This window comes from Ekhidna sp. (assembly GCF_964218185.1).
In the GTDB taxonomy this organism is placed as follows: Bacteria; Bacteroidota; Bacteroidia; order Cytophagales; family Cyclobacteriaceae; genus Ekhidna.
In genome coordinates this window covers 202,530-216,644 of record NZ_CAXPLV010000008.1, presented here as the reverse complement: position 1 = coordinate 216,644, position 14,115 = coordinate 202,530, and the positions used below count along the sequence as shown (strand labels likewise).

The 14,115-nt window shown below is 41.5% G+C and carries 11 protein-coding genes; all 11 read left to right on the top strand.

All coding sequences use genetic code 11. The features are described from left to right. Positions 1–86: 86 nt before the first annotated feature. The 11 genes from ACEQZT_RS13665 (at position 87) to ACEQZT_RS13615 (ending at position 14,111) form a co-directional block, all read left to right on the top strand. The gene (locus ACEQZT_RS13665; RefSeq protein ID WP_370090008.1) at positions 87–1,445 is read left to right on the top strand and encodes a response regulator; all 1,359 of its coding nucleotides are present in this window, start codon (positions 87–89) and stop codon (positions 1,443–1,445) included. After that, complete coding sequence (locus ACEQZT_RS13660; protein WP_370090007.1) at positions 1,432–2,085, top strand: response regulator; 654 nt, start codon at positions 1,432–1,434, stop codon at positions 2,083–2,085. The genes ACEQZT_RS13665 and ACEQZT_RS13660 overlap by 14 nt, the downstream gene beginning before the upstream one ends. Positions 2,086–2,213: 128 nt before the next feature. Further along, positions 2,214–2,549 (top strand): hypothetical protein, encoded by a 336-nt coding sequence (locus tag ACEQZT_RS13655; protein ID WP_370090006.1) that lies wholly within the window; start codon positions 2,214–2,216, stop codon positions 2,547–2,549. 266 nt (positions 2,550–2,815) lie between these two features. Then, entirely contained in the window at positions 2,816–3,232 is a 417-nt protein-coding gene (locus ACEQZT_RS13650; protein ID WP_370090005.1) for a hypothetical protein, read from the top strand. A gap of 89 nt (positions 3,233–3,321) precedes the next feature. Continuing rightward, entirely contained in the window at positions 3,322–7,134 is a 3,813-nt protein-coding gene (locus ACEQZT_RS13645) for an efflux RND transporter permease subunit (protein ID WP_370090004.1), read from the top strand. Further along, positions 7,131–8,354 (top strand): TolC family protein, encoded by a 1,224-nt coding sequence (locus ACEQZT_RS13640; RefSeq protein ID WP_370090003.1) that lies wholly within the window; start codon positions 7,131–7,133, stop codon positions 8,352–8,354. The genes ACEQZT_RS13645 and ACEQZT_RS13640 overlap by 4 nt, the downstream gene beginning before the upstream one ends. Position 8,355: 1 nt before the next feature. Next, complete coding sequence (locus ACEQZT_RS13635) at positions 8,356–10,161, top strand: efflux RND transporter periplasmic adaptor subunit (RefSeq protein WP_370090002.1); 1,806 nt, start codon at positions 8,356–8,358, stop codon at positions 10,159–10,161. Positions 10,162–10,193: 32 nt separating this feature from the next. Then, positions 10,194–10,763 carry a DUF3347 domain-containing protein gene (locus ACEQZT_RS13630; RefSeq protein ID WP_370090001.1) on the top strand — a complete coding sequence of 190 codons (570 nt, stop codon included), beginning with the start codon at positions 10,194–10,196 and terminating at the stop codon, positions 10,761–10,763. Between the two features lie 2 nt (positions 10,764–10,765). Next, positions 10,766–11,209, top strand: coding sequence for a heme-binding domain-containing protein (locus tag ACEQZT_RS13625; protein WP_370090000.1), 444 nt, complete (start codon positions 10,766–10,768; stop codon positions 11,207–11,209). Positions 11,210–11,227: 18 nt separating this feature from the next. Beyond that, positions 11,228–11,722 (top strand): nuclear transport factor 2 family protein, encoded by a 495-nt coding sequence (locus ACEQZT_RS13620; RefSeq protein WP_370089999.1) that lies wholly within the window; start codon positions 11,228–11,230, stop codon positions 11,720–11,722. 91 nt (positions 11,723–11,813) lie between these two features. Beyond that, a complete protein-coding gene (locus ACEQZT_RS13615; RefSeq protein ID WP_370090366.1) occupies positions 11,814–14,111 on the top strand; it encodes a multicopper oxidase domain-containing protein in 2,298 nt (765 codons plus the stop codon). The last annotated feature ends 4 nt before the right edge of the window (positions 14,112–14,115 follow it).

Genomic DNA, 14,115 nt, shown 5'->3' with positions numbered 1-14,115 from the left:
TCTAGACCGTTTCTTAGCACTCAGCCATATTTCGTATTGTAATATGTGGCAAAATCTTATAAATTGTTAAATGTCCAAAACTAACTATGGGAAAAATTTTAGTTGCTGAAGATTCACTTATTGTCAACCAACACATTAAACATGCACTGGAATCGGGTGGGCACGCTGTTGTTTCCGTCTACTCTGGAAAAGAAGCTGTAGACGTTGCGTCAAAGGAAAAGCCTGATCTAATCTTGATGGATATCATGATGGAGACCAATTCCGATGGGATCGATGCAGCCTTTGAAATCAAGCAGAGACAGGACATACCAATTATCTTTTTGACAGCTCTTACAGATGAGCCGACTATAGAAAAAGCAAAATTCAGCTTGCCATACGGATATGTAGTCAAGCCATTTAATGAAGCTGAGCTACTTTCTAATATCGACGTTGCGCTTTTTAAAGCACAGGCGGAGAAAAAAATAAAAGAAAATAGTGAGCTTTTTCAGGCTATCATCAACTCCATAGACAAGGCGATTTTTTTACTAGATGCTGAGGGATCGATTAAGTACACAAACTCAGTTGTAGAGGACATTGTTGATAAATCTTTTGACCAACTTGTCAATAGAAACATCAAAGAAGTCATCCACTTTGTATGTGGAGAGGGAGGCGACTATTCGGATATTGTGGGGATGGAAGACGCTTCGGAAAAAGAACTGATGCTGGCGGGAGACGATCGGGTCTATGGTGATTTCTACTCTCACAACGTGTCTCTGGATGAGGAGTACACGCTTTTTTTCTTTAAGGATATCACCGAGCGTGTTAGGATTAGGGAGGCCAATGAAGATATAAAGAATCGGAGGTTACTTTCCTTTATTGAGGGGCAGGAGAAGGAGCGCGAGAGAATTGCTCGGGACTTGCACGATGGCGTAGGACAGATCGCCAACATGATCAAATTATCGGTGAAAAAGGGAGAAACAGGTAAGCAGCTTGTGGATATGGTAGATCAGTTTCTGGATGAAATGAGGAAGGTGACGGACGGTCTTTTGCCGACTTTACTGAGCGATTTTCCAATTGAGGTGTGCCTCAGAAAAATTGTAGATCAAGCCAGCAATAGTTCCAATATTAAATTTGAATTTTATGCCGAAGATCTGCCGGAGCTCGACATGAAACACAAGGTGAATATTTACAGAATATCACAGGAAAATATTTCAAATATTATCAAACACTCCCAAGCCAAAAATGCTTCTATCCAGCTTTATGGATTTGAGGATCACCTGCAAATGACGATCGAAGACGATGGCGTTGGGTTTGAGATTGGAGATTATACTGAGGGCACTTCTCATCACGGTATTCAAAACATTTTGTTCAGAGCTGAAGTTTTAAATGCCGAGTGTAATATTGATACCTCAAAAGGTTCGGGTACTTTCATAAGCATTAAAATTCCATTCAATGAAAAAGACTAAACTATTTCTGGTCGAAGATCACGAGCTTGTACGCAAGGGCGTAAAAAGTATCATAGACATGGACGAGTCCATTGATATCATTGGCGAATATGATCGTGCGGCAAAAGCTATTGACGCACTGGCTGAGGGAAACACTCCAGATATCATTTTGATGGATATTTCCATGCCTGAAATGACTGGTCTTGAAGCATCTAAAGTGATTGGAGAAAAGTATCCTGATATTAGAATCATTATTCTGAGTATGTACAAAGACGAAGAGTATGTGATGGAAGGGTTGAATTTTAACATAGCGGGCTATGTGGTAAAGGATAGTGTGGCAGATGAGATTTTGATTGCCATCGAAAAAGTGATAGAAGGAGGAAAATTCTTTAGCAGGGAGGTTATTGATACCGCACTCAACTCTTACAAAGAGATCAAGAAGGAGAAGAAAAAGTCAGAGAGCGTCCAGCTCACAAAGCGAGAGCTTGAGATATTAAACGACATATCTGACGGACTGAAAAGTCAGGAAATAGCTGATAAGCTATTTATAAGTGAGCGGACCGTTGAGGCTCATAGAGGTAATATTATGAAGAAACTGCATGCGAAAAATATGGCAGAATTGATAAAAAAGGCGATGAATCTTGGTCTCATAAGTGTCTGATTATTAGGTATAATTACTAATTAAAGAGCCGTATTTACCTTAAGTCATTTAAACCTGTTTGATGTCTACTTTAGTGATATGCTGAGTTAAAATAAAATCACCGATTATTTTAATTTAAAAGCACCACTATGGTAATATCTGATACTCATCAAAAAGTTAACGCACTACGCGAACTAGCTCCTGACAGCTTCGTGTTCATTCTGGATACCACGGATAGATCTTTTCTATTCAAATCAAAAGAAAGTCCGGATTGCGAGCAACGAGTCATATCTCTTGACAAAGTCCATGGTATTGACAAGTTGACAAAGACAACCAACTATTATCATCATCAGGATGATACGTCGGATGTTAAAATCTCACGGATTAGTCAAAACACATACATTGGCCTTTGTGCACAGCAAAAACAATATACTGCTGACCAAATGGAAATGGTGAAAGAGTGCCTTTTAGCGACAGTTTTTTAAGAAAATAGCTAGGGCTACCATGCACAGAAATAAAAAAGGCTAGCAAACGCTAGCCTTTTTGTGAACTCGGAGGAACATGAACCTTCATTTTTATATATTGATTATCAATTAGTTATAAATCATTCTCTTGTTATGGTAACCGAATAGGTAACCGAGTGATTTAGGCTCAATTAGTATGGATTGTAATTGGGTTTGAAAAGAAATCATATAACTCTCTTCCATAATTCTGTAAATCCTTCCTTTTTGCTTTTCGTATATTTGTTAGGTTGAAAAAGGTTATTTCCATATCGCTTGCACTCCTGATGCTAACAAGTCATCTGGGCTTTGCTGTGGGAACTCACTTCTGTGGGGGTCTGGCAGTAGAAGCTAAATTGATGATTGGACATGAGCATCTTGACTGTGGTATGGCAGATATGGATAAGGAGTGTGAACGAAAGTCAGATGGGAAAACCTATCTGGATAAGTCGCCTTGCTGTGAAAACGAATACCTCACCATTGAGGTAGAGGATGAGTTTAAGCCGAGTGTTGAACAAACTGCTCTCAGTTTTGAGTTTGTCGCAGCATTTGTAGTCTCATACCTTGATTTCTTTTCTGTTGATGAGGAAAATGGACAACTCGCGGAGTATGACCCACCTCTGGTCACGGAGGACATATCGATCCTTCACCAGGTCTTCATAATATAATACGCATAATATGTCCTGACAAAAATTGTCAGGAGGGTTAATCAACACCCATTTTGGACTGATGTTTCAGTTTCATTTCAAAACATATTATGCTCAATCGAATCATAAAATATTTCTTAGAAAACAGGCTTGTAACCGTTCTGATCCTCATTGGCTTCATTGCTTGGGGTATAGTGACAGCTCCATTCGGATGGCAAGTCGGTGCTTTGCCTTCTGATCCTGTCCCTGTTGATGCCATTCCGGATATTGGGGAGAATCAACAGATTGTATTTACTCAGTGGCAGGGACGGTCACCGCAGGATATTGAAGATCAAATTTCGTATCCATTGACTACTTACCTCTTGGGTATACCTGGAGTAAAGTCTATCCGTAGCTCCTCTATTTTTGGGTTCTCTAGTATCTATATCATATTCAATGAAGATATTGAATTCTACTGGAGTAGATCACGAATTCTCGAAAAACTGAATTCCATTCCATCAGGACTGCTTCCGGAGAACGTTCAACCTACACTGGGACCAGATGCTACAGCACTTGGTCAGGTGTATTGGTACACCATTGAAGGCAGAGATGGTGATGGAAATCCTACAGGAGGATGGGATCTTCACGAGATTCGGACCGTTCAGGATTTCTATGTGAAGTATGGATTGAATGCCACTGAAGGAGTGTCAGAAGTAGCTTCCATCGGTGGATTTGTGCAGGAATATCAAATTGACGTAAATCCTGATGCCCTTTTGGCTTACAATATTCCACTTCACCGAGTGATGACGGCTGTGAAGCAATCCAATAAAGATGTTGGAGCCAAAACCATTGAAATAAATCAGGCCGAATACCTGGTTAGAGGCTTGGGCTACATCAAGTCAGTGGAGGATCTGGAAAAAGCAGTTGTTGCCGTGCAAGACAATGTGCCGATTCGAGTAAAAGATGTTGGTATAGTGTCGCTTGGTCCTGCCACTCGAAGGGGATTATTGGATAAAGACGGTGCAGAAGTAGTAGGTGGAGTTGTAGTAGCCAGATATGGTGCCAATCCATTAGAGGTCATCAACAATGTCAAAGATAAAATCAAAGAAATAGCTCCAGGTCTTCCAAAGAAGACGCTTGCCGATGGGACGGAGAGCCAATTAACCATTGTGCCTTTCTATGATCGATCACAATTGATCTATGAGACATTGGGCACATTGGAGGAAGCACTTTCTCTTGAAATACTGATTTCCATTTTAGTGGTGATTGTCATGGTGTATAATCTTAGAGCTTCATTTCTGATCTCAAGTATTTTGCCTATTTCGGTACTCATGGTGTTCATTGCCATGCGCTATTTTGGCGTGGATGCCAATATTGTCGCCCTGTCCGGAATTGCCATTGCCATTGGTACTATGGTAGATCTGGGAATAATCCTCTCTGAAAACATCATAAAACATCTGGACGAAGCTCCAGCAGAACAGAAGTTGATCACGACCATTTACAATGGGTCTGCGGAAGTAGCTACAGCGATACTCACTGCAGTTTCTACTACCATTGTCAGCTTTATTCCTGTCTTCACTATGCAAGCTGCGGAAGGCAAATTGTTCGGGCCTTTGGCCTTTACTAAAACCTTTGCATTGGTTGCTGCTTTAATTGTTTCACTCCTCATTTTACCGACACTGGCCTACTGGTTCTTTGGAGCAAGAATCAAGAATGAGAGAGTACAGAAAATAGTGAATATCGGATTGATCCTGATTGGGATTGGAGGCTTGATATTCGGACAAATTTGGGGTGGAATCATGTTGGTGTTTTTTGGTTCAATTGTATTCTTCAAAACCTGGTATCAAAAGAAAGAAAGCTCTGAAAAATGGTACAGCAGTCTAATTGATAAAGCTGAATTAATTCTGGCGGTTATCGGAGTGGTTTGGCTGCTAGGAAAATATTGGTTGCCTCTAGGCGCTAGTAGCAGTGTATTTACTAACGTTCTTTTTGTATCCCTTCTTGTTGGCGTCATCCTTGGGGCATTCACATTACTTCAATACTACTACAAGCCTATTCTTAAATGGTGCCTGGACAATAAGATAAAGTTCATGCTCTTGCCCACTCTACTCATCCTTTTGGCTGCTAATATCTGGCTGGGATTCAATTCAGTGTTTGGATTTCTTGCCAAAGGTTTTGATACTATTGGAGTGGAGATTCAACCAACCAAAGTTTGGTCTACACTAGCACATACCTTTCCTGGCGTTGGAGAAGAATTTATGCCATCACTGGATGAAGGAAGTTTCCTTCTGATGCCAACATCCATGCCGCATTCAGGTATAGAGTACAATCGAAAAGTAGTTGGCCAGCTGGATATGTTATTAACAAATATTCCGGAGGTGGATCTAACTGTCGGAAAACTAGGAAGGGTAGAATCTGCACTTGACCCAGCACCCATTTCCATGTACGAAAACGTCATCAACTACAAGCCGGAGTACATGGTCAATCAAAGTGGTCACCGTGTACGATTCAAAGTGGATGAAGGACGATTTGAATTGAAAGATGGGTCGTTTGTAAGCAATGAGGATGCCTTACAAAAGGGAATCAAACAAGACCAGTTGATAGAAGATGACAATGGTAAATACTTTCGTAACTGGCGACCTGAAATACAATCTCCGGATGATATCTGGAATGAAATCATCAAGGTAACGAAGATCCCAGGTGTAACCTCTGCTCCTAAGCTCCAACCTATCGAAACAAGATTGGTAATGCTACAAACAGGTATGCGGGCACCTATGGGAATCAAAGTATATGGTCCCGATCTGCAGACCATTCAGGATTTTGGATTACAGCTCGAGGAAATACTCAAGCAAGTTCCTTCTGTAAAAACAGAAGCTGTATTTGCTGATCGAATAGTCGGGAAACCTTACATGCATCTGAACATCAACAGAGAACAAATCGCACGATATGGACTCAGCATTGAGGATGTTCAGCAAACCATAGAAACTGCTATTGGCGGAATGAAGGTTACCACTACAGTAGAGGGGCGAGAAAGATTTCCAGTAAGAGTGAGGTATCCACGCGAACTTCGTGATGATCCAGAATCACTAGCCAAGGTGTTGATCCCGACACCAACCGGAGTGCAAATTCCTCTAGGGCAGTTGGTAGAAATTGAGTACGTGAGAGGGCCGCAAGCCATCAAAAGTGAGGAAACGTTTTTAGTGGGATATGTCCTCTTTGATAAACGAGATGGCTATGCTGAGGTGGACGTGGTAAATGATGCGCAGCGAACCATTCTGGAGCGAATTGACAATGGTGAGCTCGATGTTCCTTCTGGAATCAGCTACAAGTTCTCTGGAAGCTATGAAAACCAGGTTCGAGCTGAGAAAAGATTAGCCATCATTGTTCCCGTGGTACTGGGTATCGTTTTCTTGATTCTCTATTTCCAATTCAAATCAACTACGACTTCCCTCATGGTGTTTACAGGAATTGCCATGGCGTTTAGTGGAGGTTTTATTATGATCTGGCTCTATGGACAGGACTGGTTTTTCAATTTCACACTACTTGGAATTGACTTTAAAGACCTCTTTCAAATTAAAACGATCAACCTGAGTGTAGCTGTCTGGGTAGGCTTCATCGCATTGTTTGGAATAGCTACCGATGATGGGGTATTAATGGGTACCTACCTGGATCAAAGTTTTAATCGGAATCGGACACAAACAATCCCAGAAATACGAAATGCAGTAGTAGAAGCGGGATTGCGAAGAATTAGACCAGCTGTGATGACTTCTGCCACCACCATCATTGCCTTGCTGCCTATTCTTACTTCAACGGGAAGAGGATCTGATATTATGATTCCAATGGCGATACCTGCTTTTGGGGGTATGGCCGTGGCGGCAATTACCTACTTCGTGGTACCGGTATTGTACTGTATGCGTGAAGAACGAAAATTGAAAAAGCAATGAAAAAGTATCTAATCATATTGATAACATTGAGTGTGGTACTTCCAGGAGGTGCTCAAACTTTAGAAGATTACTTTCAGATTGCTGCAGAAAATAATCCAGGACTTCAGGCCAAATACAAAACCTTTGAAGCCGCATTGGAAAAAATCCCTCAGGCCAACAGCTTGCAAGATCCAACCTTTTCATTTGGATACTTTATTTCGCCAGTTGAAACACGTGTAGGTCCGCAACGAGCAAGATTTTCATTAACTCAAATGTTTCCTTGGTTTGGTACATTGAAGGCAAGTGGTGATGTAGCAACCCTGAATGCAGAAGCACAATATCAGACCTTTTTGGACGCCAGAAATAGGCTTTATTATCAGGTCGCTACAGCATATTATCCACTTTATGAATTGGAAAAATGGATTGAGCTTGAAAGCGATAATGCTGAAATTCTGGAGTCTTATAAGACCATTGCCACTACCAGATTTGAAAATAGCGAAGGAACATTGGTCGATGTGCTCAGGGTGGATCTAATGTTGAAAGATGCGCAGACCAATCTGGAAATTCTAAAAAAGAAAAAGCAACCTTTAGTTACGTCATTCAATAAGCTTTTGAATCAAGACGAGAAAGCAGAAGTAATTGTAGCTGATTCCCTTATGGTCTCCAGCATCGTGATCAATCGCGATTCTCTTTTGACGAATAATCCAATACTTGACGAACTGGATATTCGATTAGAAGCAAGCAAAAAACAAGAGGAGCTGGCCGAAAAGCAGGGCTTACCCAAGCTAGGAGTCGGACTTGATTATGTGATTGTAGGAGAGCGAACAGACATGGCAGTTGCGGATAATGGACGAAACGCTTTCATGCCTATGGTCACTGTTGGAATCCCAATTTTCAGAGGGAAGTATAAGGCAGCAAAGAAGGAAGCTCAGTTGATGCAAGAAAGTTATTCGCTTCAAAAGGAAGAACGGATCAATCAACTCATAACAGGATATGAAATGGCTGATTTTGATCGTGAAAAACACCTGGACCTTTTGCAACTATACGATGAGCAAATCGCCGAAATACAACAGGTGCTTAATCTTTTACTTTCTGCTTACGGCAACTCAGGAAAGGAATTCGAAGAGGTATTGCGGACACAACAGCAACTCTTAAAGTACAAAAAAATGAAAGCTACAGCTCTGATGAATTATCACACTGCAGTAGCCCAGCTTAACTATTTGACAGCTAAAAAGTATTAAAATGAAAATTTCTATAAGAACACTAATTATTGTGATGGTAGCGACCCTTGCCGGTGGTTTGCTACTTGGGAGGGCTTTTTATGGTGGAAGTTCCGAAACAGATCATTCGCACACTGAAGTTATCAATGGAGAGACTGTGTGGACTTGTTCGATGCACCCACAAATTCGTCAGGGCGAACCGGGTAGCTGCCCAATCTGTGGAATGGATTTGATCCCACTAGAGGATGACAATGGAGAAGGTATTGATCCAATGGCCATTACCATGTCACCAACTGCTATGCAACTTGCCGATGTAGTCACTGCAAAAGTTGGTAGCGAATCAGCTATGAAAACGATTCGATTGAATGGCAAAGTGCAGGAAGACGAGCGCCTGATATTTAGTCAGTCCACTCATTTTCCTGGAAGAATTGAAAAGCTTTCTGTGAATTTCACAGGTGAATTGGTCAGTAAAGGAAGTGTGATTGCCAATCTGTATTCACCTCAATTGGTGACAGCTCAAGAGGAGTTGTTTGAGGCTTATAAAATCAGAGAAAGCCAGCCTAATTTATATCGAGCAGCAAGGGAAAAGCTGAAAAACTGGAAACTATCAGAAAATCAAATCGACCAGATCATATCTACTGGTAAAGTGAAGGATCAGTTTCCCATTCTCGCAGATCAGTCTGGTTATGTGATTAGTAAAAAAGTCAACCTTGGAGACTATGTAAACAGGGGCCAAATCCTTTATGAAATTGCAAACCTTTCACGTGTTTGGGTCCTATTCGATGTGTATGAAAACGATCTTTCCTGGATCAAGAAGGGAGATTCCATTCAGTTCGCTATTAGTTCATTACCGGGACAAAATTTCAAAGGTAAGATTGATTACATCGATCCAGTGATCAACTCTAAAACTCGTGTGACAAAAGCCAGAGTAGTTGTCAATAACGAGGACAGGAACCTTAAACCAGAAATGTTTGCTTCAGGGGAGGTCAAAGCTGCATTGGGTAGTACTGGGAATGAAATAACAGTTCCTAAATCGGCCGTCATGTGGACCGGTAAACGATCCGTGGTTTATGTGAAACAATCTACTGATCAGGGTATGCATTTCAAGATGCGTGAAGTGACACTTGGACCTGCATTAGGCAATGCATACGTCATTGAAGCTGGATTGGAGCAAGGAGAGGAAATTGCCGTGAATGGAACATTCAGTATTGATGCTGCTGCGCAGTTGGCGGGTAAACCAAGTATGATGTCTCCAGAAGGTGGAGCAGCTATGACAGGTCATAATCACGGAGGAACGAACCAAAGTTCCTCACAACCAGATCACTCGCAACATCAAATGAGTGAGCAATTGGAGGTGAATGAATCTAAACAGGCCTATACAAGCAATCCTAAGTTTAAGGAGCAAATACAAGCTGTCTTCACGGCTTATTTACCTGTAAAAGATGCGCTCATTCAAAGTGATGCAAAAACGGCAGGCAGAGAAGCTAAGAGTCTTCAGGCTGCAATTGATAAAGTAGATATGAAATTGGTCAAAGAAGAAGCCCACATTGAATGGATGAAGGATCTGGCGGTGCTGCAGAAAGCTACTGATGCAATCAGGAATGAAACAGATGTCGAAATGGCTCGAATGATGCTTTCTCCCTTGAGCGATCAACTTTTTCATACACTCAAAAAGTTCCAGATAGAAGTTGACGGCTATCGCCAATACTGCCCTATGGCCTTCGATAATAAGGGAGCATTCTGGCTCAGTGATTCAGATAAAATCCTGAACCCATATTTCGGGGATGCGATGCTCACCTGCGGGAATGTTGAAGAAGAACTTAAATGAATTAATTAGATAAACTTTTAAACTTAAATACGATGAAAATAACACTATTAACACTTGGACTTGCTGTACTTATTGCTAGCTGTGGTCCCACAAAAACAGAAGAAAAAGCTGAGACTAAAGCTGAACCTATAGCCAAAGTTGAGAAAACAGCTGCCGTTGAAGAGCAAAATGGAAATGCATTGACGCCTGTTCTTGACGCCTATCTGGCAGTAAAAGATGCGTTGGTCAATGATAACCAGGAAGGTGCCGCAAAAGCAGGCGGAACCCTGGCCACTGCATTAGGCTCATTGGATTTGTCCACATTCGATTCAGATAAGCAAGCCGAATTAAAGGAGATTGTGGAGGTGGCAAAGAACCATGGTGAGCATATTTCAGAGAGCGAGATTGCGCATCAGCGTGAACATTTTGAAGCGCTAAGTAAGGATATTAAAGATTTGGCTGGAATTGTTGGAACAGACAGAACGCTATATCACCAGTATTGCCCTATGTACAATGGAAATAAAGGGGGTATGTGGCTGAGCGCTAACGAGGAAGTTCGAAATCCACTTTTTGGCTCTTCCATGCTTAAATGTGGAAAAGTAGAGGAAGTGATTAAGCTATAAAAATGCTTAAAAAAGCACTTTTAATTATTTTGATAGTGGGTGCAGGAATACAATTCATTCCTGTACCCATCAATCAAAGTGATGAAATTCTAAAAACGGATTTCTTCCAAATTGTAGAGGCTTCATTGAATATACAGCAGGTAGTGAAAGCCTCCTGCTATGACTGCCACAGCAATAACACCAATTATCCGTGGTATGGCCGTGTACGTCCATTTGCTTGGTTTCTACAAAAGCACATTAGGGAAGGAAAAGAGGATCTAAACTTCTCTGACTTTCAGGACTACTCAGGACGTATGAAAAGAGAGAAAATTCGCTCCATGATTTCTCAAGTGAGGGATGGAGAAATGCCTCTCCAAGAATATCTCTGGATGCATCCTGAAGCGAAACTATCTGAAAAGGAAACTGAGCAGTTAATTCAATTTTTTGAAAACCTCAACACCCAATAATTAAAACTACCTACACAGATGAAAAACATAACATACCTATCAGCCATTCTTATTCTGGCATCTTGTTCAACTTCAAGTCAGGGCGAAACAGCTAAGACAAAACCGGAACAAGTCATTGATTTGACAGCCGAAGAAAATGCTATCAAAAAAGTAATGAAGACCTATAAGGAAACACTTGAAAGCCTGGATGTTACTGAGTCTTATGCACTTTTTTCTGAAGAATCGGAAGTATTAGAGCAAGGTAAAATTGAAGGTACTTATCGGGATTACATTGCTAATCACATCGGTCCTGAGTTGGGACATTTCGAGTCGTTCACTTTCAGCGACTATGAGATCAGCGTTATCGTGGATATGCCTTATGCTTTCACCACTGAATCGTACATCTACAACATTGTCTTAAAAGAAGAATTCAGGAAAGTGGAAAGAAAAGCTGCGGCCACATCCGTGCTTAAAAAGATCGATGGTAGCTGGAAGATTATAAAAACACACAGTTCATCTAGGGCAGTGAGATAATAATGAAACTTTAAATTTTGCTAAGACCGTGAAAATGTATTTAAATAAAAAGAAAAGAAAAGGCTTTCCAAAAATCTTACTGATTGTGACTATGCTCATGAGTAGTATGTTTGGAAAGGCACAAGACCTCTTAGAAAAATCAATTGAGGGGAATGTAGACAACCTTCCGGTCAGAGAGAACAGCCTAACCATTCGAGCCGAGAAAGTGGTGAAGGCAGGAAAGGAAGTGATGGGCATGACCATCAACGGCAGCATACCGGGCCCAACTTTACGTTTTACGGAAGGTGAATATGCGGTGATATATGTGAAAAATGAACTGGAGGAAGAAACCTCGGTGCACTGGCATGGCCTGCTTCTACCAAACTTTTATGATGGAGTCCCTTACCTGACTACTCCACCTATCCCCCCAGGTGAGACTCAGAAATACGAGTTTCCTATTAAGCAATCCGGAACCTATTGGTACCACTCACACACCATGCTTCAGGAGCAGAGTGGTGTTTATGGTTCGATCGTTATAGAGCCTAAAGAAGAATCACTAGAATACGACAAGGAGTTGGTCATGGTGCTATCCGACTGGACGAATGAAAATCCCATGAGCGTATTGCGCTTTTTAAAAAGAGGCACAGAATGGTACAACTGGCGAAAAGGTACCGCCACCCCACTCAATGAGGTCATTGCACGAGGAGCACTGGGTGCACAGCTCAACTTTTGGAGACAAAGAATGGAAAGTGCTGATATCGCTGATATTTATTACCCGGCATTCTTAGTCAATGGACAGCAAACACAAGAATACCCGGATTTTAAACCAGGTGAAAAAGTAAGGCTCAGAATAATTAATGGAGCTGCGTCCACCTCTTTTTGGATGACTTTTGGAGGCGGTAACCCAACGATTGTATCGGCTGATGGCCTTAATGTTGTTCCGGTGGAGCACAACAAAACCTTCATTGCTATCGCAGAAACCTATGATTTCATTATTACCATCCCTGAAAAGGGAAAAATAGAATTTAGAACCACAGCGCAGGATGGTTCCGGGACAGCTTCCGCATATTTTGGGAAAGGCGAAGCAATGGAGGCTCCTGAGGTGTCTCGCCCGGATAAAATAGGCATGATGAAAAAAATGGCCAAGATGGATATGCGTATGGGTGCACCAGCATTAAAATTTAGACCTAAAAAAGACGATCCTCAAGAACTCATGAGCAAGTGGGGCATGCAAATGAAAGACACGCCAAAGAGCGATGGTGATATGAAGATGGGGTCAGAAAAAATGGATCATTCTGGTATGGAAGGAATGAAATCTGATGAGCAAAAGATGTCCGGAATGGCCAAGATGGACATGATTAATACAGAAGGTAAGCCCATGGACGGAATGGATATGAGCTTGTTTTCGGAGTACAACTACGATTATTTAAAATCACCGAATGCTACGACTTATGACAAAGATGTGCCTGTCAGAGTGGTGTTGCTTAATCTCACAGGTAATATGAGCCGATATATCTGGAGCATGAACGGGATTCCGCTTTCTGAAACTGATAAGATCAAGATCAATGAAGGTGAAGTGACTCGAATCACGTTCAACAACCTTACCATGATGCACCACCCCATGCACCTGCACGGACATTTCTTCAGAGTGATCAATGAGAATGGTGAATACTCACCGCTGAAGCACACAGTGAATGTGCCTCCGATGCAAAAAGTTACCATCGAGTTTTATGGGAATGAATATGGTGACTGGTTTTTCCATTGTCATATCCTCTATCACATGATGGGCGGTATGGCCAGGGTAGTCAGTTATGACACACCCGAAGACCCACGCATGGAACCATATCCTATTGCTAAACTGGTACATGAGACAAACAGATTCTACTCATGGGGCATGGCAGATATTGCCTCCCATACAGGTGCATTAAACTTTGTGACGTCCAATATCAGAAACCAATTCAATCTTGGTGTAGAATATGGCTGGAACGAAAACATAGAGACCGAATTCTCCTATGAATATTACCTCTATGATTATCTACGTGTATTTGGAGGGGTAAATGTGGAGAACACCACCAGAAATAGCCTGAATGATATTAAGACGACTGCTATTGCGGGTGTCAGATGGTATTCACCTTATATGTTCAATGTGGACATTCGAATTGATAATGAGTTAAGACCTAGAATTGGTGTCGGAAGATCGCTTATGCTCTTCCCAAGATTTTCAGTATTTGGTTATTATGAATATCAGTTAGATGCCGGCTTGGTCAACAAGCTGGAAAATAATACAGACTTTACAAAAGAAATCGTCTGGAATGCCGGAGCGGAATATTTGTTATCTAAAAACTTCTCTTTGATGGGAAGCTACGACAATCGCTTTGGTGGTGGCGGAGGATTGTCGATAAGGTTTTAAAGAA

Coding starts and splice junctions, on each gene's coding strand:
- ACEQZT_RS13665 (WP_370090008.1), top strand. CDS start 87: ATGGGAAAAATTTTAGTTGCTGAAGATTCACTTATTGTCAACCAACAC.
- ACEQZT_RS13660 (WP_370090007.1), top strand. CDS start 1,432: ATGAAAAAGACTAAACTATTTCTGGTCGAAGATCACGAGCTTGTACGC.
- ACEQZT_RS13655 (WP_370090006.1), top strand. CDS start 2,214: ATGGTAATATCTGATACTCATCAAAAAGTTAACGCACTACGCGAACTA.
- ACEQZT_RS13645 (WP_370090004.1), top strand. CDS start 3,322: ATGCTCAATCGAATCATAAAATATTTCTTAGAAAACAGGCTTGTAACC.
- ACEQZT_RS13640 (WP_370090003.1), top strand. CDS start 7,131: ATGAAAAAGTATCTAATCATATTGATAACATTGAGTGTGGTACTTCCA.
- ACEQZT_RS13635 (WP_370090002.1), top strand. CDS start 8,356: ATGAAAATTTCTATAAGAACACTAATTATTGTGATGGTAGCGACCCTT.
- ACEQZT_RS13630 (WP_370090001.1), top strand. CDS start 10,194: ATGAAAATAACACTATTAACACTTGGACTTGCTGTACTTATTGCTAGC.
- ACEQZT_RS13625 (WP_370090000.1), top strand. CDS start 10,766: ATGCTTAAAAAAGCACTTTTAATTATTTTGATAGTGGGTGCAGGAATA.
- ACEQZT_RS13620 (WP_370089999.1), top strand. CDS start 11,228: ATGAAAAACATAACATACCTATCAGCCATTCTTATTCTGGCATCTTGT.
- ACEQZT_RS13615 (WP_370090366.1), top strand. CDS start 11,814: ATGCTCATGAGTAGTATGTTTGGAAAGGCACAAGACCTCTTAGAAAAA.